The organism is Lysinibacillus sp. EB271-A1-10B, assembly GCF_058791335.1.
Genome location: NZ_JBYTDL010000021.1, coordinates 1 through 24,712 on the forward strand (window position 1 = coordinate 1; position 24,712 = coordinate 24,712).

Genomic DNA, 24,712 nt, shown 5'->3' on the forward strand with positions numbered 1-24,712 from the left:
GTTTCGTTCACTAACTCAAGGTTAGCTACTGAAAACTTTATTGATTACGTTTTGCTTGTTCAGTTTTCAAGGTTCATGTTTCATGTTTCATTGTCGACTAGCGACAAAAATAATTATATCAAAATATCAATATGTTTGTCAACAACTATTTTGAAGTGTTTTTTCACTGTCAATGTGACAGGACTTTATTCTATCAAAATATCAATATGTTTGTCAAACCTATTTTGAAATGTTTTTTACTGTCGAAGTGACAGGAATAATAATATATCACGATTACTTTTCACCTGTCAACACGTTTAAACAATTTTTCAATACAGTAGATTTAACAACAGCTAAATCATACTATTAAATAGAATCAACCCTTTCAATTAAAGGAACACATCATAAGGGTACTATAATTAGGTCTACATAAATAATTAACCTCTTAGAAGGAAGCGAATTTTTTAAGCATATTCGTTTCCACGCTCTGTGTATGTTGATTTATACAAGGTTCCTCCTTTGTTATTCGCTACATAAATGCTCCATAAGTGTTGGGTAATCCAAATTGCCGTATTGTATTACTTGCCCATCTTTTTCTACTACCGGAATCATGAGCATATACTTTTCATGTATGCTCTCATCTTCTTCAATATCGATAATTTCTAAATCGAAATCTATATCTTCCTGTACAAGCTTTAATGTATGCAGTCCCTCTACACATAGTCCACAATTCGCTCGACTAAAAAATTTCACGTTCAATTACAGCACCTCCCTTATGAGCTATTATAAAACGAAACAGCTATCTATAAACAATTTTTCGGGAAATAGCACCCATTATTAAAATGGTTCTGACTTTTCCTATCCCTAAAATAACAAAATTATCGGATATATGGATTATTCTATTAAGGTTCTAACTATAAAAGACTGTGCAAGGTCATACTTCCTGCACAGTCTTCTTTCATACATATTATTTTTTCAGATGGCTATCTAAGAATTTCAGCATTGCATTGTAGAATTCGATTCTATTTTCTTCATTATGGAAACCATGGCCTTCATTATCCTTCACCATGTATTCTACATCGACGCCTCTTGCACGTAACGCTTCAACAATTTGATCAGATTCAGCTTTGTTTACACGTGGATCATTTGCACCTTGAGCGACGAATAATGGTGTTTTAATTTTATCCACGTGGAAGACAGGTGAAACTGCTGTTAATAGCTCTTTATCCTTCACTGGATGCCCTACTCGCTCATATAACATTTCACGCATTGTTTCCCAGTATGGAGGAATTGTATTTAATAGCGTAAAGATATTCGATACACCCACATAATCAACTGCCGCTGCATATAGATCTGGTGTGAAAGTGATACCTGCTAAAGTTGCATAACCCCCAAAGGATGCACCGTAAATTCCGATTCGTTTTGGATCTGCAATACCTTGGTTGATTGCCCATTGTACACCATCCGTAATATCATCTTGAATTTTGAGACCCCACTGCTTATTACCAGCCTCAAGGAACTTTTTACCGTATCCAGTCGAAGAACGGAAATTCATTTGTAGTACTGCGTAACCGCGATTTGCTAGTAGTTGCACCTCAGGATTAAAGCCCCACATATCACGTCCCCATGGTCCACCATGTGGATTGACGATAAGTGGCAGATTTTTAGCCTCTTTGTTTTTTGGTAATGTTAAATAACCGTTAATTGTTAGACCGTCTCGACTTTTATATGAAATTGGATGCATTTCTGCAAGCTCTTCTTGTTTTAACCAAGGGCTTAATGTTCCCATTTCTGTCATTTTATCTATTGTTGAATCGTAATAATAATATTTTCCGTAAACAGTGTCACTAGAAACACTAACAATAAATTTTGTCATTTCTTTATTGTAATCATTAATACTTAATTCACTTTCATGAACTCCTAATTTGTTTTGAATTTTACGGAATAGTTTTTCAAAGTCCTTGTCAAAGAATTGATAGTGTACTTTATCCGTTATATATCCACCGTATAATAATTTATCTTTCTCAGGGCTATATAATACACCTATTACATCCACTTCTGAGTTGGACATAATTACTTCTTCATTACCTTTCAAATCATATTTAACCACTTCTACTTTATCTCTTCCTTTATTAGAAGTTGCAAAAATATGCTTATTGTCTTTAGAGAAAGCAATTGGCATTACTTCATCTCCTGCTTTCATTTCAATAAATGGCTTGAATTCGTCTTTCTCTGAGTCACGGTAAAGGATAGTTCCTTCTACACCATCTGAGGTAACTGCCATACGTACTTTTCCATCATGATCTGCTAACCAACTCGAAATATTACCTGGGTTTTTAGCAACTTGTGTAGTTTTTCCAGTCTTCACATTAAGCTTGTATACATCAAAGACCTTTGCATCTTCTTTATTCATCGTAATAAGGATTTCGTCTTTAACGCCCTGTAAATCACTTAAGAACCTAACTGTTACATTTGGATAAGGAGTTAAATCTTTTTCCTTATTACCATTAAATTTTGTTGAATAAATGTGGAAGTTTTCATCGCCACCTTTATCCTTTAAATATAGTAAATTATTATCTTTCCAGAATGACCCGGCAATATCACGGTCCTTTGAGCTAGATACACGTACTGGCTCACTATCATCATTCATTTTCTTTACGTACACATTTGAACGATTTTTCCACGCAGAGTTATAAGTAATGTAATTTCCGTCTGGTGAAAGTTGATAGCCAACGCTTCCAGGGTTTTTCATGAAATCTTCTACAGAAATTTCTTTCACGCCTTTATTACTGACAGCGTTTTTCACATTTTTAGCATTGTTTAAAATTTTGACCGCATCTTGTTTAGTAATCGTTTCACTATTCGAAAGACCGTTAAATAAACCAAGCTTATTTGCTTTTTCTTGATACTCGGCAAGTGTTGCTTCTTTTTCTTCTTTATTTAAAGCTCTTACTAAAACACGTGCCACTTCATCACGTTTAATATTGACACTTAAATCTTTTAATTCTGCGCCTTTTACCCACGTATCAATGATTTGCTGACGCATTGTTTCAGATCCATGCTGGAACGTAAGAGCTGTTACCGTTAAATCTAAAAACTCCTTAGCTGATAGACGTTCCTCTCTTACTTCTACTTGACTACTAGTTTCATTGGCCGCGCGCACTTCCTGCATAGATACAGGAATGACAGCAGATGTCGTTAAAATAACCGCTAATGATGCTGATAAAAATCTTTTATTCAAAACGATTCCCTCCTATTATCAGTTCGTGTCATACATTTTTTGTCAATACAACAAATTTAAACCAACTTCTGTATGTTTGTCAATTTTCTGGTTCACTAGATTAAAAGGTATGAAATCAACTGAATACATGAGTAGATAAACAGTCTGTATGTATTCGTCATCAAAGGTGCAAACAACTGATGACTGAACGAACTCCCCATTACTTCTTGTAGCATAAAACTTTTCATAAGGCGTATTCATGAGTTTTTACTTTCAATAATAAAAGGACTGTGCAATAAACTTCCTTCATAGTTACAGGATTAACAGCTGATGTTGTTAAACTAACTGCTAATGATGCTGATAAAAGTCTTTTATTCAAAGTGGTTACTCCATATCAATACACGTTAGATTGTTAGAACTTTTAAACCAGTAAAAAAGTGAACTCATTTGTAGTTCACTTTTTTGAATATAATAATCAATCGCCTCAGCATAATTCGTCTAGATTCGGAAAGAAGTTAAAATTTCCGACTTGCTCCACCACCAGCAGATGAGCCTCCTCCGAATCCACCAAAGCCACTTCCTCCAGAGCGGCCACTGCCAAAGCCGCCACCAAAACCACCTGGATAACCGCCACGTCGACCTGAACGAGGCCCTCCCCCTCTACCTTTTGATACAACAATTACTATGATAACGATTAAAATAATTATCCACGTTGGCATTCCTTCACTGTCTGCTGTATTTTCAGGCACCTCTCCATCCCAATCGTACTCTTGCGCGACATTTTGAAATACTTCCGCATACGTTGCTTTAAATGCCTTATCCATATTTTCAGCACCTACATTTGGATAAAACGCATCATCTAAAATGCGCCCCAGTTTGCCATCAGGTAATGCCCCTTCAAGGCCTTGACCTACTGCAATAACAACATCATTATTGCCTTTTCCCTGCCCAAACGTTGCTAAGATTAACACACCATTATTTTTTTGGGCATCACCAATACCCCAAGAGCGAATCATTTTTGTTGCATACATTTTTGGCTCTTGGCCATTAATATTATCTACTGTTACGACCATAATTTCAGCACTTGTACCTTTATCTAGCTGCTCTGAGTAACGATTGAGTTCTTCCTCTACAGAGGCAGATATAACATTAGCAAAATCATGAATATACGTATTTTTCATCGGTGTTGGCATTGTGGCATCTGCTGTTCTAATAGATAAAATAAATAGGAAGCCAACAATAGCAAGTTGGGTCATCAACCGTTTCATTATTGTTTACCTGAACCGCTAAAATCTATAGATGGTGCCTTTTCAGCACCGGCAGCAGCTTTAAAATATTCCTTCTGTTCAAAGTCAAACATCCCCGCGATTAAATTACCTGGGAAACGTTTGACTGTTTTATTAAAAGCCTGCACTTCATTGTTATAATCTTCTCGGGCAACAGCTAAACGGTTTTCTGTCCCCGCTAATTCATCCATTAATTGACGGAAGTTTGCATCTGCCTTTAAATTCGGATAATTTTCTACAACTACTAGCAATCGACTAAGTGCTCCATTCAATGCATCATTGGCAACCGCTTGCTCCTTTGGACTTTGAGCACTTCCCATTTGTGCACGTGCGTCTGTAATGCTAGCGATAACTTCTTTTTCATGGTTGGCATATCCTTTTACAGATTCTACTAAGTTCGGAATCAAATCGTAGCGACGTTGTAGCTGATTTTCAACCTGAGCCCATTTCGAATCTACGCCCTCCTCAGCCGTTACAAGGCTATTGTATTTTGGTATAAATAGTAAGGACAATACAACTAAAATAATAACGATAATTCCGATAGGTCCAAATATTTTTTTCAACTTTAAAACCACCTTCGCTTTCTTTTAGCTATCACTCAAAATCAGAAATACTATTTATTTTGACGATGAGCCATTCTTTTCATTACCACTAATATGCAACAAAAAAACATCACTATTCTACTTATATGCAAACGCATCAATACCGTATGAAATTTGTCTAACGTGCCATACTTAATATGTAACAAAACTATGATATATAGGAGGCGCTTTTTTTGACACAATCGTTTCAAAATGAATCATCAAACCAAACATCATTCAACCAACAACAAAGCCTAAATCATGGTGGACATGAACTAATGGACATGCATGAAACAATTGGCGAAATTATTGCTGGAATGAATCAATCGATCTTTTTACGTCAACATGTTAAGGATCCTGAGTTACTTAGCATTTTGGATCGCCAATATAATTTCACATTAGGTATGTATAACACAATTGTGGAATCATTTAATACAGGGCATGATCCTTCCGTACCTACAGGACGCTATCAAATGGAGACAGGCAATGATTTCAAATACGGATTAAATCCTGGCCAACCTAAAAAGCCTATGCAAAATGCAAGCGAGCTCAACGACGAAGCAATTTCTGGCTTCCTATTAGGTGCTCAAAAAGGAGCAGCAAAATGTATGACTACTGCCGCAACTGAAACTACAAACCCTGTAGTTCGACGTGTTGTTGCTGATAGTATTCCCAACTGCATTGAAATGGCATACGAATTATCTATTTACCAAAATATGCACGGCTACTATCAAGTACCACAATATTCTCAACAAGATATGAACACGATGCTTAATTCGTTCGGCACTACAACAAATCCCCTACATTAATAATAAAAAAACAAGAGCAGTCCCATATGTGATGCATCATCACAGGGGCTGCTCTTATTTAATGAACTATAAATTTTCCTCGCTCGTTTTGCGGATTACAAAAAGCTTCTCTCTTCGACAAATAGCCAACACAATCTCTAACTCCACAGTCAAAACCCATTGTATATGTTACTTTTTTTGCAAAAAAAAGAATCCCCTCAGATAGGATTCTTTTTTTTCGACTAGTATAACTAGTCTTCACGTACAGTATGTTCACTAAAAAATAATTTGGAGTTGTTGCTCTTTTGAAGGTTTGAAAGGAACAGATACGGGAATAATGCCTATTAGGTAATATTCCCATTAATTTCCCTCTCTTTCTCCACTAAGCAGGCTGCTAAACTACTTATTAGGAGAATTCGAGTTATAAAAATATATCAAATAATCAGTAAAATGGCGCCCTCGGAGGGAATCGAACCCCCAGTGCAAGAACCGGAATCTTACGTGTTATCCATTACACCACGAGGGCAATTGAACAAAAAAAAAGTACCCACTAGGCTTTACGAAAAGCATGATGTAGATAATCCTCATTTGAAGCATACCTGACAAAATAGTGTACTGTACTTTAACTTATGACCTTATTCATTATACAAACGTATTGCTCAAAATTCAACTATAGAATGTAAAACATTTAAACTTTTTTATCTTCATTCAGTAAGTTCAAAATACCTAGTAAATAAAACGCAGCTACAGTGTATGTCACGCATTAGAAAGGAAGTTAATGTACGGGCTTCAGGCGCATTGTTTATCTACGTAAAAGCGAAGCGCCTGCTTCAATTAACACAAGGCGAAATTATTTTAATTTATTTCACTTTAACAGGGTTAATATTTGACCTTCCCTGACTATAATGTGTATGATAAGGTTACAGCTGAATACGATGGAAGTTTTCAGCAAAAGTATTCGAATTTAGTTTTCTAAGGAGGATTTAACATGAATTTAATTCCTACAGTTATTGAACAAACAAGTCGTGGTGAACGTGCGTACGACATCTATTCACGACTACTAAAAGACCGTATTATCCTATTAGGAAGTGCAATTGATGACAACGTTGCTAACTCAATTGTTGCTCAACTTCTATTCCTACAAGCAGAAGATCCAGATAAAGATATCTTTCTTTATATTAACTCACCAGGTGGATCAATCACTGCCGGTATGGCAATTTATGACACAATGCAAATTATCAAGCCACAAGTACAAACAATTTGTATTGGTATGGCAGCATCTATGGGTGCTTTTCTACTTGCAGCTGGTGAACCAGGTAAACGTTTCGCATTACCGAATGCTGAAGTAATGATTCACCAACCACTTGGCGGTGCACAAGGTCAGGCAACTGAAATCGAAATCGCTGCAAAACGCATTTTATTCTTACGTGAAAAATTAAACGGTATTTTATCAGAACGCACAGGTCAACCACTTGAAGTCATTGCAAGAGATACAGACCGCGATAACTTCATGACTGCTGAGCGCGCAAAAGAGTACGGCTTAATCGACCAAATTATGGATCGCAACGACCGTAAATAAAAAAACGAATGACATCTCAGGTTTATTCCTGAGATGTCTTTTTTTGTTTGCTTTGATGGGTCCACCCTTGATTCGGCTCTTCTATCCGTCGCTTTGGATCTTCTATCCACGTTTTTGCCGTTTCTATCCATGACTTTGGCGTTTCTATCCGCGTTTTTGGCGTTTCTATCCGCGACTTTAGCCTTCCTATCCACGACTTCAGTATTTCTATCTGTCGCGGCCTTTTCTTCCGTCGCTTTGACCTTTCTTTCCACCGCTTCCACTCTTCTTTCCGTCACTCCGCCCTTTCCATCCGTCGCGGCCTTTTCTTTCCGTCACTTCGGCATTTCCATCCGTCGCTTTACCCTTTCTTTCCGTCGCTTCGGCATTTCCATCCGTCGCAGCCCTTTCTTTCCGTCGTTTCGGCCCTTCTTTCCGTCGCAGCCTTTTCTTCCGTCGCTTTGCCTTTTCTTTCCGCCACTCTACTCTTTCCTTCCGTCGCTTTGACTCTTCTTTCCGCCACTCTACTCTTTCCTTCCGTCACTTTACCCTTTCTTTCTGTCACTTTACCCTTTCTTTCCGTCACCTCGGCTTTTCCATCCGTCATCTTAACTTTCTCACCCTTTCTCCCATCGCTTCGACTCTGACTCTACTCCCTATCACTTCAATCTTCCTATCCCTCACGTCGACGATCGGTATAGGATAACATTGACCTTCATCTCAAGTTGTACAAATATCCAACAAAAAATAGGACCTGCTTTTTCAATGTGAAAACGCAAAAAAACTGCCCAATATGTAAGTGTGACCTCTTGGACAGTTTCTGCATTATACGTTTTATTAATCTTCTTTTTCGATTAGGGCTGCTAATGCTGTAACCGCTTGCTCAGCATCGTTACCATCACCGCTAAGGACAACTTCTGTTCCTTTTGCAATGGCTAAGCTCATAACACCCATAATGGATTTAGCATTTACTTTTTTCTCGTCTTTCTCAAGAAAGATATCTGCGCTAAAGCGATTTGCTTCTTGTACAAATAGCGCTGCTTGTCTAGCTTGTAGTCCTAATTTTAATTTTACATGGACTCTTCTCTCGGTCATTCTTAAAACTCCCCTTTACTACCGTTCATCTTATTATTTTTATCTTACCTTACTTACTAGCAAAAGAACAACACGTACCTGAAAAGTATGAAAATTTAGCCACCAATTTTTTCGCCACTTCTTAATGCATCAGCAATCTCATCAATTTTACGTAATCGATGATTGACACCTGATTTACTAACCGTTCCACTTGATACCATTTCACCAAGTTCTTTCAGTGTTACATCTTGATATTCTACTCGTAATCGCGCTATTTCACGAAGTTTTTCTGGTAATTGATCGAGACCTATTGAATTTTCAATAAATCGGATATTCTCTACCTGACGTAATGCGGCACCTATTGTTTTATTTAAGTTCGCTGTTTCACAGTTAACAATGCGATTAACACTATTTCTCATATCTCGTAATATGCGGACATCTTCGAACTTCATCATTGCTTGATGAGCTCCAACGATATTAAGGAAATCGGAAATTTTTTCAGCTTCTTTTAAATAAGTTACAAAGCCTTTTTTTCGTTCAATTGTTTTTGCATTTAGCTCAAATTCATTCATCAAATCCATTAAAGCCTCGCCATGTTCTTTATATAATGAATAAATTTCTAAATGGTAGGCTGATGTTTCTGGATTGTTGACAGAGCCTCCAGCTAAAAATGCTCCTCGTAAATATGCTCTTTTTTGGCCACCCTTTTTAATGAGCTCTCGAGAAATAGTATGATTAAATTGAAAGTCGTCTGAGATGATTTCTAAATCAATTAGTAGCTCACGCGCACCTTCTCTAACACGGCAAATGTATACGTTATTTTTTTTCAAACGCATTTTTTTTCTAACAAGCAACTCTACATTATATGGATATAGTTTTTTCATAATCGTATAAAGCCTTCTTGCGATTGCAGCGTTTTCAGTTTGTACGTCTAAGCTTAACTGCTTATTAGCGAAAGATAATGAACCATTCATACGAATTAGGGCAGATACTTCTGCTTTCATACAATGATTGTCCGCTTCTATTTGAGTTAATTCCTTTTTCGTTTCAGAAGCAAAAGACATATCACGCCCTCCTTTCAACCTTTTGTTCTATGTATATGCCATCTTATCATATACAATAAGCGCTTTATAATTCACTAACTTTTTGCCTCATAGATTTTTGCATAATCTACAAGCCATTCCGCAACGTTTGCCGCATTATGACGAACCGTTCCATCAGGACGAATCGTGGCAATATCTCGTTGAATAACCTCTAATCGCATACTTTCGAGCTTGGCAACGTCGAACGTTACTGGCTCAGCACACTCTTCCTTATAAAGTTCTTTTACAGGATGAGGAAGCTTTACATCATTTACTAAAATAGAATCAATGAATGCGTCTCCAACATGGTCATATAAAGCTTTTACATGATCACCAGCTGTATAGGAAATGGTTTCACCTTTTTGAGTCATTAAATTACAAACGTAAATTTTTCTTCCTTTTGCCTTTACAACAGCTTCTCCAATTTCTTTTACAAGAAGGTTTGGAATTATACTCGTATATAAACTTCCCGGACCAATTAAAATATAGTCAGCACGATTGATTGCTCGAATAGCCTCTGGTAGCGGTTGCACGTTTTCAGGTACTAAAAAAACTCGACTAATTCGTTTTTTAGCAAAGGGAATTTTAGATTCACCTTCAATGATAGAACCATCCTCAAGTTCGGCATGTAAATATATCTTTTTATTAGCAGCTGGTATGACGCGGCCATGCACCTTTAAAACCTTTCCCATTTCACTAATAGCATGGTTAAAGTCACCAGTAATATCTGTTAAAGCCGTCAGCATTAAATTACCTAATGAATGACCACGTAAATCTTCCGATGCTAAAAATCGATATTGAAACATTTGCTCTACAAGCGGCTCGACATCAGATAACGCTGCGATAACATTACGGACATCACCAGGTGGTGGGATATCATAGTCATCCCGTAAGCGTCCTGAAGACCCACCATCATCTGCTACTGTAACAATTGCAGTAATATCAAATGGATGGTGCTTGAGGCCTCGCAGCAGGGTAGAAAGCCCTGTGCCACCACCTATTACAACAAGCTTTGTTCGCTTCTTTCCCATTCACTCAATCCTTTCTACGATTGATGTCACGATGCGCAATAACGGTATTTTCCTTCCCAGCTAAATATGCCCCGAAATATTCCGCTAATGTTACTGAGCGATGCTGTCCTCCAGTACATCCAAAAGCAATGACAAGTTGCGATTTACCCTCTTGTCTATAAAGTGGAATCATAAATTCAAACAAATCCGTCAATTTTTGAATGAGTGTTTGCGTATCCTCAAGTGCCAGCACATAAGAAGATACCTCTGTTTGTAATCCTGTTTTATGACGTAACTCTTCTACATAATATGGATTTTTTAAAAAACGGACATCAAACACTAAGTCGGCATCGATCGGCATACCATGTTTAAATCCAAAAGACATAATATTTACTGAGAATATATTATTGGCATCATTTGCAAATTCTTTTGCGATTTTTTCACGTAGCTCTTTTGGCTTCATATTAGATGTATTATAAACAAATTTAGCGCGCCCTTTTACTTCCGATAAAAGATTACGTTCTCGTTTAATGCCATTTAATAGCAACCCATTTGCAGCCAAAGGATGTGCACGTCTTGTTTCCTTATAACGTCTAACTAGCGTTGCATCATCTGCATCTAAAAATAAAATTCGTGCAACTATATCGCCTTCTTTAAGCATATGGTCGAGGGCGCCAATAAGAGAATCAAAAAAGTCGCCGCCACGCATATCCATGACAGCTGCTATACGTGTAATATTTTTACCCGAATCCCTTAGTAGGGTTAAAAATGTTGTGAGTAACGCTGGTGGTAAATTATCAATACAGTAATACCCTAAATCTTCAAAGCTTTGAATAGCTACTGTTTTCCCAGCTCCAGACATTCCTGTAATAATAACTAATTCATGTTTACCTTTTAGGTCTTCAACCACCACTGTCATGCAGCTCCTTTATTGTTCTATTGATATTTGTATTTTCTCATGAAGTAATTCAAAATCGGTCGTATATTCAAATGTACCGTACTGAACGCCTGATTGTGAGATAGCAAATTGTAAGTTTGTACGATCACCTTCAGCCATTGGCAAATGTTTCAAGTCCTCTACTGGGTGCCATGCGAGTTTGCCTTCTCTAGTTTCTTTAAACGGTATGCCTTCTATATCCTTTGCAACAAACGTATAAAGCATCCATTCGTCCACTACCTCATTGTTTTCTTTAATAATCATCGTATAAACACCCTTTAAATGAGCATTTATAGGTGTGACATTTGTTTCTTCTTTAAATTCGCGTACAGCAGCCTCATAAATCGACTCACCGCTCTCCATTTTACCGCCAGGAGCTACGTACCAACCACGTCTCGGCTTCTGAAGTAATAATACTTGATCGTCTTTAATGGCTATTAAATTTGCAATTCTTTGCATAGGCACACCTCTAATCACTTTTACGTTCTTCCTTTTATTATAGCAAGACTAAACAAGGTTTGTCCTCAATTCTAAACTTTAGGGGCATTGCAATTTTAACTTCACCGATACATGTGTGGCTACCTATTTTTAACCTCTATTCAAGCATATGAAACTTCACCATAAAAAAATTCAAAATTTCCGTTTACAACAAAAATAGGTTGCTCCACCTTATTTGGCGGAAACAACCTACTCAACAAAATAAAAGGGGGATTGCTAATTACACTTTTTATCTTACACCTTTTATATGTCATTCAAGTTACAACTATATTAAGACCGTATTAAAATTGTATATTTTTCCTTAAAAACTAATCAAGAGGATCATACCCATAACCTGGGGTTGATTTCCGTTTCAGCTGGGCGCTTTCTGTCCAGCCTCCGCTCCAATCAACTTGTTTATATAGTATACGTTTTAACAAATGTCATCCACACAACTTTTGGTGATGATCCATTCAAAAACAGATTTTAGGAGTGCTCCACTTTAAGCATTAATTTTTTCTAATAATTCTTCCACATAATGCTGTACGGCTTGTGCTGCAATACTTCCGTCACCTGTTGCTGTAACGATTTGACGAAGTGATTTTTCGCGTACATCACCAGCTGCGAAGATACCTGGTACTGTTGTTTCCATATTATCATTTGTCAAAATATAACCGGCATCATTTAATATACCTAGTGATTCAAATGGTTTTGTTAATGGTAGCATTCCAATGTAAATAAATACGCCATTAGTAGCAAAATCTGATTCTGTACCATCTACAGTTGATTGTAATGTTACACTTCCAACTTTACCATCAGCTTCATTGATTTCTTTGACTGTTGCATTCCAAATGAAATCAATTTTTTCGTTAGCAAAGGCACGATCTTGGAGAATTTTTTGTGCGCGTAATTTATCACGACGGTGCACAATTGTTACTTTATCAGCAAAACGAGTTAAATAAACGCCTTCTTCAACAGCAGAATCTCCGCCACCTACGACAACAAGATTTTTTTGCTTGAAGAATGCACCATCACATACTGCGCAATAGCTGACACCACGGCCACCAAGTTCTTTTTCGCCAGGTACGCCCATTTTTTTATACTCCGCACCTGTAGAAATAATAATTGCTCGTGTTTTATATTCTTTAGCACCTGATTTTATTGTTTTATATTCTTCACCATCAATAATTTCAGTTACATCGCCATACGCATATTCTGCACCAAATTTCTTAGCATGGTCGAATATTTTTGTTGATAGCTCAGGCCCTAAAATTGTATCAAATCCAGGATAGTTTTCTACTTCTTCTGTATTTGCCATTTGTCCGCCAGGGATCCCACGTTCAATCATTAAAGTTGAAAGGTTGGCACGTGATGTATAAACAGCCGCAGTCATACCAGCCGGACCTGCACCAATTATTACAACATCATAAATTTTTTCTTCTGACATAAATACTTCCCCCTAAACAAATACTTTTTTACCTTCATTCAGTAGGTGCGCAAACACCTACTGAATGAAGATAATGCCTCGGACGTAACCAAGACTCCATTGATAATAACTTCAGTATGTTCATCGTATGTGAAAGTAAAAAGTTATTCAACTATGTTGCTCACAGTCTAATTATTCGTACTTGGTAAAAACGTTAAAATTTCATCAATATACTTCGATAAAGTTGACACGGATACTCCGTATTGCTGAGCTATTTCTTTTTTTGTCACCTTGAGATTACGAGAAGAGCGGAATAAATAGTCATTTGCTCCTGCAATAGCCGCTGGATTTGTAAAACGATAATTGTTTATCAATGCTTGCTCACAAAGTACAAACCACATTTGGAACATTGGTGCAATCAATGTCGTCAGCTTACCATACTGTTCTAGTAAAATTTCTGACACACTTACTGCTCGTATAAAGCTAGCCTCTACTTTGTTTTTCATATCAAATTGATGTCCTAGTGCATAAGCTAGGAACAGCTTTTCATACGCATTACATTGGTCAACATCTATCCATTTGGGATGAGCGATAATTTCCTGTTTATGTGCTGTACAACTTAGTAAAAATAAACCAAATATGCGTTCACTTGTATAATCGCTCTCCAGCTTCTCCACAATATAATCACGGTCATGCTCTAATGCATCCAGTGAAAACGTGTTTTCTTCTTGGCGCCAAGGTTCAAAGCCTTCTTTTTCAGGATCTAGCTCAAGTAGCTGCTCCCATGTACTCTTTGATATTTCTTCATGTCCTGAGAAATAAGCTGCATGAGATAACCAAAAGTAAAAGCCAGCATCGCCTACATAGCCTCTTTTTTGCATGCTACGCAACCATTTAAATGCTAATTCATATTGTCCAACGAGCGCTAATGTTGCACCTAACTTATAGCGATGTTCCCATAAGTATGGCTGAATTTTCACAAGTACTTCTAAAAGATCTTTTAAATCCTCTTCATTTTTTTCATAGTACGCGATCACCGTTAAATTACATAGTGCATGTAAATTTCCCTTATTTTCACGTAATACATTATTTAGAAGAGCCTTCGCCTGCTCTGCTTCACCAACATAAAAATAGGCAAGAGCTAAGTTATTATAGGCAGACCAAAAATCTGGTCTATCCTCAATTAACTCTTCTAGCATATTAATAGCTTCAGGGAAATCTCCCTTTTCCATACAACGTCTTGCTTGCTCCTGCCGATATAAATCTTCAGCAGAACCTTCAAGCTCTTCAAAGTCATCCTGCTCAATATCAACAAAGTCTAATATTTCAGCAGCTTCATCAGCATAAGCACCCTCTGGCTCTATTTCTAAATATTGCTCTGCAAAGCGTTTAGCATCATGTATAATACCAATGCATCCTGAAACCTCTGCCATGTAAAAAATAATTTCTGGATTTTCTTTATCTATCTGATAGGCACGATGAAGGAGATCATACGCTTCCTCGAAACGTTGACCCTCTAACTCTACTATCGCTAATTGCAATAAAATCATTGGATCATCAGGACTTAAATCAACTGCTCGCTGTAAATATTTATAGGCTTTATTCATTTGTCCGCTATTCATTGCTTGAATTGATTTTTTATAATAATAGTCGCCTGTTGGAATGAACGACACTATATTCGTTTGATTCTCTTTCTGACGTTTCTTTTCCAATACATTTCCTCCGAAACAAGAAATAAGGAACGTATGATACGTTCCTTTACACAGTAACTTCTATTATAACATACAATAAGCAATATGCCGTTATTTCTCCTCATGACGTTTTTCTAACACATGTAAAACGTCATAAACACTTACTTTTTGCTCTTGTAGTAAAACGAGTAGATGGTAAATTAAATCGGCAGCTTCCCATTTTACTTCTTCTGTATCACGATTTTTAGCACCTATAACAACCTCAGTCGCTTCTTCTCCAACTTTTTTACAGATTTTATCGATTCCTTTATCGAATAAATATGTAGTATACGCCCCTTCTGGCATTTCTTGCTCACGCTTCGCAATAACATTGGTAAGTTTAGAAAGAATCTCAACAGATCCGACTTTGGCATTTTGCTGAATAATTTCTGTAAAGCAAGAAGTTGTTCCATTATGACAAGCTGGGCCAGCAGGAATTACTTCCACGACTAATGCATCACCGTCACAGTCCGCTTTAATTGATACAACTTTTTGTGTATAGCCACTAGTTGCCCCTTTGTGCCAGAGCTCTTGACGTGAACGTGAGAAGAACCATGTTTCTCCCGATTCAATTGTTTTTTCTAGAGATTCTTTATTCATATAGGCTACAGTTAGTACTTCTTTCGTATTCGCATCTTGTACTACCGCAGTGACAAGACCTTTTTCATCAAATTTAATGCTGTCCATCATCTTACTGCCACTCCTTTTTCACGTAAGTACTCTTTTACTTGTGCTACGCTCGTTTCTTTGTAATGGAAGATGGATGCGGCAAGTGCTGCATCTGCATCGACATCTTCAGCTAATACCTCGTAAAAATGGTCGGCATTCCCTGCACCGCCACTTGCAATAACAGGAACTGTCACAGCTTCTCTCACAGCTTTTGTTAAGGCTAAATCAAAACCTGATTTCTCGCCGTCCTGGTTCATACTCGTTAATAAAATTTCACCAGCACCTAAGCGAACCGCTTCCTTTGCCCACTCAGTTGCCTGCCATGTTGTTTTATTTCGTCCTCCATGCGTATAAACCATCCATGTAGCATCTTCCTCACTAAAGTGAGCATCAATAGCGACAACAATACATTGTGCGCCAAAAAAATCAGAACCTTCTTTAATCAGCTCCGGTCGCTCTAAAGCAGAAGTATTCACGGATACTTTATCAGCACCTGCACGTAAAATGCGTTTCATATCATCTAATGTACGGATTCCACCACCTACTGTGAATGGAATGGCTAATGTAGCTGCAGTTTGTCGGACGACATCAACCATCGTTTCACGGCCTTCATGTGATGCCGAGATATCTAGAAACACAAGCTCATCTGCCCCCTGCTCATCATAAAACTTAGCAAGCTCTACTGGGTCACCCGCATCACGTAATGACACAAACTGTACACCTTTTACAACACGTCCCTCTTTCACATCAAGACATGGAATAATGCGCTTTGTTAACATGATGCCACCCCCTCCAACCACTGCTTTAATAAATACACACCTAGTTCACCTGACTTTTCGGGATGGAACTGCATGCCCGTAATAGAGCCATTTGCAACAATGCCAGGAACTTTAATACCACGGTAATCCGCATAAGCGACAAGCTCCGTTTCATCAATATCGGTCGCATAAAATGAGTGCACAAAATAAACATGCTTTGCTGTTCCTTCACCCTTTAACCATAAAGGTCGCTCTGTTACTACGAGCTCATTCCATCCCATATGCGGTACTCGGTACTTCTGCCCTGCGTTGTCACCACTAAATCGTTTAATGCTTCCTTTAAAAAAGCCCAACCCCTTCGTAGTGGTCACTTCTTCACTTTGCTCAAATAATAGTTGCATGCCTAAGCAAATTCCGAGAAGTGGTCGATTTTCAGCTTTCACCTTCTGTAAATATCGATCTAAATTCGTTTCAGCTAAACGTTTGATAGCATCTGGAAAAGCCCCAACACCAGGAAGCAACAATGCATCTGTTGCATCTAGCTCAGTCTCGTTAGACGTGACTACAACCTCACAGCCAAGTCGTTTTAAGGCTTGTTCAACACTAAATAAATTCCCCATTCCATAATCAATAACACCTATTTTCACGTTAACAGCCCCTTAGTCGATGGTACACCTTTCACACGTGGATCTATTTCCACCGCTGCGTCGATGGCACGTGCTAACGCTTTAAAAATAGCTTCGATAATATGATGTGTATTTTGTCCATAAGGTACGATAACGTGAACATTCATCCGTGCCTCAAGTGCAAACTTCCACAAAAATTCATGTACTAATTCAGTATCAAAACTACCGACCTTTTCCTTCAATGGTGGCACACGATATTCTAAGTGCGGACGATTCGAGCAATCCACAACGACCTGTGCTAGCGCATCATCCATTGGCACAAATGCTGTCCCGTAACGTTTTATTCCTTTTTTATCACCTAGCGCTTCACGAATAGCTTGGCCTAATACAATTCCGAGGTCTTCTGTTGTATGGTGATCGTCTATATAGGTATCACCGTTCGCTTGTATTGTCCCATCAAAAAGCCCATGTTTGATAAATAGATCAAGCATGTGATCCATAAAGCCAACACCCGTTTCAATATCCGCCTTTCCTTCACCATCTAAATTGATGGCAACCGAAATTTGTGTTTCATTGGTTGTACGTTCAACTTTTGCATATCGTTTCTTTTCAGTCATAGTACTACTCCTTTTCCCATCCTCGCGATTCGACTGCACGCGCATGACCCTCTAAACCTTCCATACGTGCCAGACGTGCAATTTTCGGTGCATTTTCTGCCCAAGTTTTTTCACTATAAAAGACGACGCTCGATTTTTTCACAAAATCATCAACGTTTAAACCACTTGCAAAGCGTGCCGTGCTATTCGTTGGTAGAACATGATTTGTCCCTGCAAAGTAATCACCCACTGGTTCTGAGCTATAACGACCGATGAAAATACCTCCTGCATGTCGTACTTGCTCCGCTACAGCCTCAGCATTTTTTGTGACAATTTCTAAATGCTCAGGTGCTAGCGAATTAATCGCATCTATGGCATCTGCCATCGTTTCAGCCACATAAATGGCACCAAAATTTTCTATCGATGCTCGCGCTACCTCTTCACGCGGTAAAGTCGATAATTGCTTCTCCACCTCATCAGCTACTTTTTTAGCCAATTGCTCAGAAGTCGTTACTAAAATGGCACAAGCCAATTTATCATGCTCCGCCTGTGATAAAAGATCGGCCGCGATTTCATCAGCAAATGCTGTGTCATCTGCTAACACCGCAATTTCACTTGGGCCTGCAATCATATCAATTGCTACCTCACCAAATACTTCACGTTTTGCTAATGCTACAAAAATATTTCCTGGACCTGTAATTTTATCAACGGGAGAAATTGTCTCTGTGCCATATGCAAGAGCCGCAATCGCCTGAGCTCCACCGATTTTGTATATTTCTTCTACCCCTAAAATATGCGCTGCCGCAAGTACACCTGGAGGTAATTTTCCATCGCGACCTGCTGGAGATGTCATCACAATGCGTTTGACACCAGCAACTTGTGCAGGAATAACGTTCATCAATACTGATGATGGATATGCTGCTGTACCACCAGGAACATAAAGACCTACTGCATCGAGAGCAGTAATTCGTTGTCCAAGCCATGAACCATCTGCAAGCTCCATGCGATAACCTGAACGCTTTTGCTGCTCGTGATAAAGGCGAATATTTTGAGTAGCTTCTGTTAAATCAGCATAAAGCCGTTGATCAATTGTATTAGCGCCCTCTTCTAACTCTTCCTTCGTTACGCGTAAATAGTCAGGGGCAAAGCCATCCCATTTTTCTGTATAAAAACGTATGGCTGCGTCACCTTGTGCACGAACATCTTTCAATACTTGGCGCACAACCTTTAACTGTTCCTCATTTCCACCTTCCAGTGGTCGCTTTAAGGAAATACCTTTTTCTAGCTTTAATATTTTCATAGGATTAATCTCCTTTAAATCTAGGAATTCATGTAGGTGCCCCTTCCAACAGGAGGCTTGATTTATTTAACACATTTCTTTAAACGTTTCACGAGATCGATAATACGGTCACTCTTCATGCGGTAGCTTACAGGGTTGGCAATTAATCGTGATGATACGTCTGTAATAAATTCATATTCCACTAAGCCATTTTCTTTCAGCGTACGGCCTGTTGAAACAATATCAACAATTCGATCTGCTAAGCCAATCATGGGCGCCAATTCTATCGAACCATTTAGCTCAATAATTTCAACCTGTTCGCCAATACCCTTATAATATTTCATTGCAATATTAGGATATTTTGTCGCTATTCTTGGTGCAATTTCATTCATTGTCGTATTAGGTAAGCCTGCTGAAGCGATATAACAAGTACTTATTTTCAAATCCAATAACTCATGCACTTCACGTTGCTGTTCTAACAAAACATCCTTCCCAGCAATACCAATATCCGCTACACCATGTTCAACGTACACAGGCACATCCATTGGCTTTGCTAATATGAAACGGATTTTCTCTTCTGGAATTTCAAGCATTAATTTACGGGACATTTCGACTTCTTCTGGTAAATTAAAGCCGGCTTCTATAAGCATCTCGTATGCCTCGTCAAAGATGCGTCCCTTCGGCATAGCAATCGTTAATTCATTCACCGTCAACGTCCTCCTGTCCCACAACCACTACTTCTGTGAAGTGTGCTAAAAATGCTTCTTCTTCAACAAGGCTACTCCTTAACTGCAAGGTTGCCTGTTTACCAGCTGCTCGTAGCGTTTTTACTTTTGCAATCGCCTCTTCAAATTGTTCTTCCTCAAATAACACGACTGTAGCTTCTTGTCGTTCGACAGACTGCCCATCCAATGTTTCTAATAAGCGATCAACGCGAATACTAAATCCTGTAGCGCCTACTTTTGAGCCAAATACCTCCAGCAATCCGTCATAGCGTCCCCCATTGCCTAATGGAAAGCCACTGCCGGTAGCAAACACTTCGAATAACATGCCTGTGTAATAGCTCATATGACTAGAAAGTGTAAAATCAAAGGCTATATAATCCGCTAAGTTTGCAATTTCAAGTAGTTTAGCGAGCTGCTGCATATATTCTAATGCGTCATTTTTCCGCACGTATTTTTCAATATCTTGAATTTCTTTAACATTCATAGCTTCTTCAATAAATTGCAGTAATGCATCGGATTTTGCCTTAGGTAAATCAAATGATTCCACCGCTTCTTCAAATCCTACATAATTACGTTGCACAAGGAGTGCCCGCAGTATATTTTGTTGTTCAACGCTTTCTGTATAATCTTGTAAAATACAATTTAATATACCTGCATGACCGATCGTCATTTTAAAATTCACTAATCCAAAATGCTTTAATAACTCCATAGCTGTCACAATAACTTCAGCATCAGCAAATACAGAATTGTCCCCAATTAACTCGATCCCCATTTGATCAAATTCTGCCGGACGTCCACCTTCCGCTTCCTGTGCTCGAAAGACGCTAGCAAAATAAGCGAGACGTACTGGGATCATCTCTTTTAATAGTTTCGAGGTTGCCACGCGTGCAATCGGTGTTGTCATATCAGGTCGTAATACTAACGTGTTGCCTTGGCTATCTACTAATTTAAATAAATGCGCATCGGCTATTGCAGATGCTTTACCGACTGTATCGAAATACTCTACTGCAGGTGTTTTAATAAATTCATAGCCTCTTCGGCATAAAAAGTCTCGTCCAGTATTTCTAACAGTCTCTACCTTTTCGAATATTTGTGGAAATGTATCGCGCATTCCAAGTGGTTTTTCAAACATTTTAATCGACGACATTTTGACACTTCCTTACGATTCACTTTAACTCACTAGAGTGTTAGAGAATTAGATTATGAAAGAATTCTAACTTATTTCTTCTTTTCCGTCAATGCAACACCACGAAATTATCAAATAATTTCAATACTGATTATTCTGTTAATTATACTTAAAAATAAAAAAATTTAAACTTTAATTAACAGAGTAAGCTTTTTTCTCCTTAAACAAGTAAATCTTTACACAAAAATTGTGCAGAGCAAGGTGTAGGTAAACTGAATAAAGCATGACTATTCGGCAAAACGAGTGGTTGATTTCCGTTCCGACAGGGCGCTTTCCTGGGGGTGTCCAGTCTCCACTACAATCAACCACTTCACATAGCATGTATAGTTTATAACGATAAAGCGGACTTCAGCATGTCTGTACAAAAGCAAACCCATAGCAACAGATAGTTCTGCAGCGAAAGAAAACGCCAACTAAAAGTTTATATGCAAAAGCAAAATAGCGCGTACCACTCCTGGAAAGCGATTAAACTTCATACGTGACCATACGAAAAAAACTGTGCACAGCAAAGATTGCACAGTTTCGATGTTATTATTTTTTTGGCGTGGACCATTCCACTACTTCATTGCGTTTGCGTTCCGCCATTTGTTCAGCTGAATAAATAATTTGCATAGGATTGCCGCCTGCTAGACAGCCTGCAGGCACATCCTTATGTACAAGGGTTGCAGCTGACACGATCGCACCGTCACCTATCGTTACACCTGGTAGTATCGTTGAATTAGCACCAACCATTACTTCATTGCCAATATGAACATCTCCTAGACGATATTCCTCTATTAAATATTCATGCGCCAAAATAGTCGTATTGAAGCCTATAACGGTATTGTCACCAATGTGAATACGTTCTGGAAACATTGTATCTGGCATAACCATTAAAGCTATGGAAGTTTGTTCACCAATGTCCATTTTTAAAAAAGTTCTATACAACCAGTTTTTCACACGTAAAAATGGTGTGAAGCGTCCAATTTGAATGACAATGAAACACTTCATCACCTTCCAAAAGGACACCGTGTCATAAATATTCCAAAGCGAGTTTGCCCCTTCGACACGATAGCGTTCTGTTTTACGTGCCATTCACTTACCCCGCTTCCACAATTTCAAATAAATCCGTCATATGATGTAACATATATTCCGGCTTGAATTGCTGTAAGTATTCCTCACCTTTAAATGCCCATGCGACACCAGCTGCTCTAACTCCAGCGTTATGTCCTGCCTCAATATCGTGGGAATTGTCACCAATCATAATGGCCTCTTCCTTGTTTACTCCAAGGCGTTCAAGCGCAAGCAATACAGGCTCTGGATTAGGCTTTACATTTTTCACATCATCCGTGCCAATACGGATATCAAATAAATGATTTGCTCCTAGTACAGATAATCCGCGGTCAATCATCCCATTACGCTTTGTAGACACAATCGCTAATTTGATGCCCATATCCTTTAATTGCTCTAAAGTTGAGACCACATCAGGATATTGAGTGACAAGCTCATCGTGATGCTCTTCATTATATTCACGATATTTTGTAATCATTGCTTCCTCTTCACCAGGAGCAATGTCACTAAATGTCTGTTTTAGGGACGGGCCAAGGAATTTCAGGCAATCTTTTGGCGAATATTGCCCGGGAAATCGCTCGTTTAAAACATGCATAAATGTTTGAATGATTAAATCATTTGTATTGAGTAATGTGCCATCAAAATCAAATAGTAATGCTTTTACAGTCACTTTTCAAACCCCCTATTTATTATCTAAATATTTCACTGCGGGTTTTACTTTTATACGACGGTAAATAATCGCACCAAGACCCACTACAATGCCTATGATTGAAACAACCTGAGCTGAACGTAAATCCCCTACTAAATACAGGCTATCTGTACGCATACCTTCTATATAGAATCGACCGATTGAATACCAAATTAAATAGCTGAAGAATATTTCCCCACGATTTAAATTTACTTTGCGTAATACTAGTAAAATAATTAGCCCAATGAAGTTCCAAACGGATTCATATAAAAAAGTAGGATGTACGTAAGTTCCTAATTCTTCAATATACATTTGATTAATAATCCAGTCTGGCAACATTAATTGTTCTAAAAATTCACGTGATACTGGACCACCATAAGCTTCCTGGTTCATAAAATTTCCCCAGCGTCCTATTATCTGTCCAATTAAAATACTCGGTGCCGCAATATCTGCTACTCGTAAAAAGCTTATATTTCTTCTACGAGTGAATATGTAACCTGTCAAAAATGCCCCAATAAGTGCACCGTGAATAGCGATACCACCATTCCAAATTTCAATAATCTTCCCCGGGTTTTCACTATAATAATCCCAACGCATCGTTACATAATAAATACGTGCGCATATTATGGATATAGGAACAGCCCATAGTAATAAATCCGCAAGAAACTCCTCCGGTAGGCCCCTCTTAACAGCCTCTCTTTGTCCAACAAAATAAGCTAAAATAATACCCGATACAATTAGTAACCCATACCAACGAACAGGGATAGGTCCTAAATGGAAAGCAATCGGATTAATATCTAATAATAATAAATCCATCTTAAACTCCTCTCATCTATCATATAGGCTATTGTATCCTATTAACGAACAATTAATCATCTAATTCATCCGCTGATGAAATCACCTCATCTAATCGTCTAGAAAACTCTTCGGCTGCATTAACACCCATTTTTTTCAAACGATAATTCATTGCTGCTACTTCAATAATAACAGACACATTTCGTCCAGGTCTTACAGGAATCGTTAACTTCGTTAATTCCGTATCAATGATTTTCATTTTCTCTTCCTCTAAACCTAGACGATCATATACTTTTTCTGGATCCCATATTTCTAATTCGATCACTAATGTAATACGCTTGTACGGGCGTACCGCACTTGCTCCAAAAAGGGTCATAATATCGATAATACCGATGCCTCGAATTCCGAGTAAATGTTCTAAAAGAGGCGGTGGACTACCAATTAAAAAGTTCTCTGACTCCTGACGGATCTCTACACAATCATCAGCCACTAAACGGTGCCCCTTCTTGACAAGCTCAAGTGCTGTTTCACTTTTCCCCACACCGCTTTTTCCGATAATGAGTACACCGATGCCGTATATATCCACCAAAACTCCATGAGCAGCAGTCATTGGTGCTAAGCGACCTTCTAAATAGTTTGTTAGTCTACTCGAAAATTTCGTTGTTGTCATATGTGTTTTAAATACAGGTACATGTTTTTCATTGGACGCCTGTATAAGTTCCTTCGGTACCTCTAAATCCCGAGAAATAATAATAGCTGGCGTATCCTGCGAACATAGTAGACGCATGCGTTCCAGTTTCACATTTGCAGGTAACATTTCAAAAAATGACAGTTCAGTTTTTCCAAGCAATTGCACTCGATTTGCAGGATAATGCGTAAAATATCCCGCCATTTCAAGCCCTGGTCTTGAAATATCACTCGTAACAATCGTTCTTCCTATTCCTTCCTCACCAGCTAACAATTCTAACTTAAATTTCTCCATAACGTCTCTTGTTAATACTACGACCAATGTTTTGTAACCTCCATTCAAAGGAATTGAATATGTTTTGTCTGTGTTAACAGTCAGTAAAATTTCCGCTATTCGTGGAAATTAACTAGCTGTATACACCTGATTGGTTCAACTAGCAATCAGCTTACTGATTGCAGCTTCACTTTATTTTAGCATGTCTAAGTTTAAAAGAACTATATTTAC

Annotated in this window: 25 protein-coding genes and 1 tRNA gene; 2 read left to right on the forward strand and 24 right to left on the reverse strand. The window is 38.2% G+C overall.

The features are described from left to right. Nucleotides 1–501: 501 nt before the first annotated feature. The 4 genes from AC3WSK_RS20480 to AC3WSK_RS20495 form a co-directional block, all read right to left on the reverse strand. Nucleotides 502–738 (reverse strand): glutaredoxin family protein, encoded by a 237-nt coding sequence (locus AC3WSK_RS20480; RefSeq protein WP_079563759.1) that lies wholly within the window; start codon nucleotides 736–738, stop codon nucleotides 502–504. A 208-nt stretch (nucleotides 739–946) separates the two neighbouring features. Then, entirely contained in the window at nucleotides 947–3,220 is a 2,274-nt protein-coding gene (locus AC3WSK_RS20485; protein ID WP_079563760.1) for an alpha/beta hydrolase family protein, read from the reverse strand. A 494-nt stretch (nucleotides 3,221–3,714) separates the two neighbouring features. Then, nucleotides 3,715–4,467: a TPM domain-containing protein gene (locus AC3WSK_RS20490; RefSeq protein ID WP_492414419.1), complete on the reverse strand. Its 753-nt coding sequence runs from the start codon at nucleotides 4,465–4,467 to the stop codon at nucleotides 3,715–3,717. After that, nucleotides 4,467–5,048, reverse strand: coding sequence for a LemA family protein (locus tag AC3WSK_RS20495; RefSeq protein WP_492414420.1), 582 nt, complete (start codon nucleotides 5,046–5,048; stop codon nucleotides 4,467–4,469). The genes AC3WSK_RS20490 and AC3WSK_RS20495 overlap by 1 nt, the downstream gene beginning before the upstream one ends. Nucleotides 5,049–5,260: 212 nt before the next feature. Between AC3WSK_RS20495 and AC3WSK_RS20500 the strand changes: the two genes are divergently transcribed. Continuing rightward, nucleotides 5,261–5,875 (forward strand): spore coat protein, encoded by a 615-nt coding sequence (locus AC3WSK_RS20500; RefSeq protein WP_492414421.1) that lies wholly within the window; start codon nucleotides 5,261–5,263, stop codon nucleotides 5,873–5,875. Nucleotides 5,876–6,305: 430 nt separating this feature from the next. Here AC3WSK_RS20500 and AC3WSK_RS20505 read toward each other — a convergent pair. Then, a tRNA-Arg gene (locus AC3WSK_RS20505) sits at nucleotides 6,306–6,380 on the reverse strand. A gap of 462 nt (nucleotides 6,381–6,842) precedes the next feature. Here AC3WSK_RS20505 and clpP point away from each other — a divergent pair. Beyond that, on the forward strand, nucleotides 6,843–7,433 hold the full coding sequence (gene clpP / locus AC3WSK_RS20510; protein WP_079563765.1) for an ATP-dependent Clp endopeptidase proteolytic subunit ClpP: 591 nt from the start codon (nucleotides 6,843–6,845) through the stop codon (nucleotides 7,431–7,433). A gap of 340 nt (nucleotides 7,434–7,773) precedes the next feature. Here the strand turns inward: clpP and AC3WSK_RS20515 are convergent, their stop codons facing one another. The 19 genes from AC3WSK_RS20515 to hprK form a co-directional block, all read right to left on the reverse strand. Further along, the gene (locus AC3WSK_RS20515; RefSeq protein ID WP_492414422.1) at nucleotides 7,774–8,019 is read right to left on the reverse strand and encodes a hypothetical protein; all 246 of its coding nucleotides are present in this window, start codon (nucleotides 8,017–8,019) and stop codon (nucleotides 7,774–7,776) included. Between the two features lie 230 nt (nucleotides 8,020–8,249). Next, complete coding sequence (locus AC3WSK_RS20520) at nucleotides 8,250–8,507, reverse strand: HPr family phosphocarrier protein (protein ID WP_053485816.1); 258 nt, start codon at nucleotides 8,505–8,507, stop codon at nucleotides 8,250–8,252. A 95-nt stretch (nucleotides 8,508–8,602) separates the two neighbouring features. Further along, nucleotides 8,603–9,550 carry a DNA-binding protein WhiA gene (whiA, locus tag AC3WSK_RS20525; RefSeq protein WP_079563766.1) on the reverse strand — a complete coding sequence of 316 codons (948 nt, stop codon included), beginning with the start codon at nucleotides 9,548–9,550 and terminating at the stop codon, nucleotides 8,603–8,605. Nucleotides 9,551–9,624: 74 nt separating this feature from the next. Next, the gene (locus tag AC3WSK_RS20530; protein WP_079563767.1) at nucleotides 9,625–10,599 is read right to left on the reverse strand and encodes a gluconeogenesis factor YvcK family protein; all 975 of its coding nucleotides are present in this window, start codon (nucleotides 10,597–10,599) and stop codon (nucleotides 9,625–9,627) included. Nucleotides 10,600–10,603: 4 nt separating this feature from the next. After that, nucleotides 10,604–11,497: an RNase adapter RapZ gene (gene rapZ / locus AC3WSK_RS20535; protein WP_079563768.1), complete on the reverse strand. Its 894-nt coding sequence runs from the start codon at nucleotides 11,495–11,497 to the stop codon at nucleotides 10,604–10,606. Between the two features lie 9 nt (nucleotides 11,498–11,506). Further along, the gene (locus AC3WSK_RS20540; protein WP_079563803.1) at nucleotides 11,507–11,974 is read right to left on the reverse strand and encodes an 8-oxo-dGTP diphosphatase; all 468 of its coding nucleotides are present in this window, start codon (nucleotides 11,972–11,974) and stop codon (nucleotides 11,507–11,509) included. 520 nt (nucleotides 11,975–12,494) lie between these two features. Next, nucleotides 12,495–13,439 (reverse strand): thioredoxin-disulfide reductase, encoded by a 945-nt coding sequence (gene trxB, locus AC3WSK_RS20545; RefSeq protein ID WP_492414423.1) that lies wholly within the window; start codon nucleotides 13,437–13,439, stop codon nucleotides 12,495–12,497. 167 nt (nucleotides 13,440–13,606) lie between these two features. Continuing rightward, entirely contained in the window at nucleotides 13,607–15,130 is a 1,524-nt protein-coding gene (locus AC3WSK_RS20550) for a tetratricopeptide repeat protein (RefSeq protein WP_492414424.1), read from the reverse strand. 90 nt (nucleotides 15,131–15,220) lie between these two features. After that, nucleotides 15,221–15,838 (reverse strand): bifunctional phosphoribosyl-AMP cyclohydrolase/phosphoribosyl-ATP diphosphatase HisIE, encoded by a 618-nt coding sequence (gene hisIE / locus AC3WSK_RS20555; protein WP_079563771.1) that lies wholly within the window; start codon nucleotides 15,836–15,838, stop codon nucleotides 15,221–15,223. After that, nucleotides 15,835–16,596 (reverse strand): imidazole glycerol phosphate synthase subunit HisF, encoded by a 762-nt coding sequence (hisF, locus tag AC3WSK_RS20560; RefSeq protein WP_492414425.1) that lies wholly within the window; start codon nucleotides 16,594–16,596, stop codon nucleotides 15,835–15,837. Before hisF ends, hisIE begins: the two co-directional genes overlap by 4 nt. Next, complete coding sequence (gene hisH, locus AC3WSK_RS20565) at nucleotides 16,590–17,222, reverse strand: imidazole glycerol phosphate synthase subunit HisH (RefSeq protein WP_427483982.1); 633 nt, start codon at nucleotides 17,220–17,222, stop codon at nucleotides 16,590–16,592. Before hisH ends, hisF begins: the two co-directional genes overlap by 7 nt. After that, complete coding sequence (gene hisB, locus AC3WSK_RS20570) at nucleotides 17,219–17,818, reverse strand: imidazoleglycerol-phosphate dehydratase HisB (protein ID WP_079563774.1); 600 nt, start codon at nucleotides 17,816–17,818, stop codon at nucleotides 17,219–17,221. Before hisB ends, hisH begins: the two co-directional genes overlap by 4 nt. 4 nt (nucleotides 17,819–17,822) lie before the next feature. Next, nucleotides 17,823–19,097 (reverse strand): histidinol dehydrogenase, encoded by a 1,275-nt coding sequence (gene hisD / locus AC3WSK_RS20575; RefSeq protein ID WP_492414426.1) that lies wholly within the window; start codon nucleotides 19,095–19,097, stop codon nucleotides 17,823–17,825. A gap of 62 nt (nucleotides 19,098–19,159) precedes the next feature. After that, the gene (hisG, locus tag AC3WSK_RS20580; protein ID WP_427483985.1) at nucleotides 19,160–19,783 is read right to left on the reverse strand and encodes an ATP phosphoribosyltransferase; all 624 of its coding nucleotides are present in this window, start codon (nucleotides 19,781–19,783) and stop codon (nucleotides 19,160–19,162) included. Beyond that, nucleotides 19,776–20,948, reverse strand: coding sequence for an ATP phosphoribosyltransferase regulatory subunit (locus AC3WSK_RS20585; RefSeq protein ID WP_492414427.1), 1,173 nt, complete (start codon nucleotides 20,946–20,948; stop codon nucleotides 19,776–19,778). The genes hisG and AC3WSK_RS20585 overlap by 8 nt, the downstream gene beginning before the upstream one ends. A 570-nt stretch (nucleotides 20,949–21,518) precedes the next feature. Then, nucleotides 21,519–22,061, reverse strand: coding sequence for an acyltransferase (locus AC3WSK_RS20590; protein ID WP_079563778.1), 543 nt, complete (start codon nucleotides 22,059–22,061; stop codon nucleotides 21,519–21,521). A 4-nt stretch (nucleotides 22,062–22,065) separates the two neighbouring features. Beyond that, nucleotides 22,066–22,707: a pyrophosphatase PpaX gene (gene ppaX, locus AC3WSK_RS20595; protein WP_492414428.1), complete on the reverse strand. Its 642-nt coding sequence runs from the start codon at nucleotides 22,705–22,707 to the stop codon at nucleotides 22,066–22,068. A gap of 12 nt (nucleotides 22,708–22,719) precedes the next feature. Continuing rightward, on the reverse strand, nucleotides 22,720–23,541 hold the full coding sequence (gene lgt / locus AC3WSK_RS20600; protein ID WP_079563780.1) for a prolipoprotein diacylglyceryl transferase: 822 nt from the start codon (nucleotides 23,539–23,541) through the stop codon (nucleotides 22,720–22,722). A 52-nt stretch (nucleotides 23,542–23,593) separates the two neighbouring features. Further along, the gene (gene hprK / locus AC3WSK_RS20605; protein WP_492535124.1) at nucleotides 23,594–24,529 is read right to left on the reverse strand and encodes an HPr(Ser) kinase/phosphatase; all 936 of its coding nucleotides are present in this window, start codon (nucleotides 24,527–24,529) and stop codon (nucleotides 23,594–23,596) included. Between the last annotated feature and the right edge of the window lie 183 nt (nucleotides 24,530–24,712).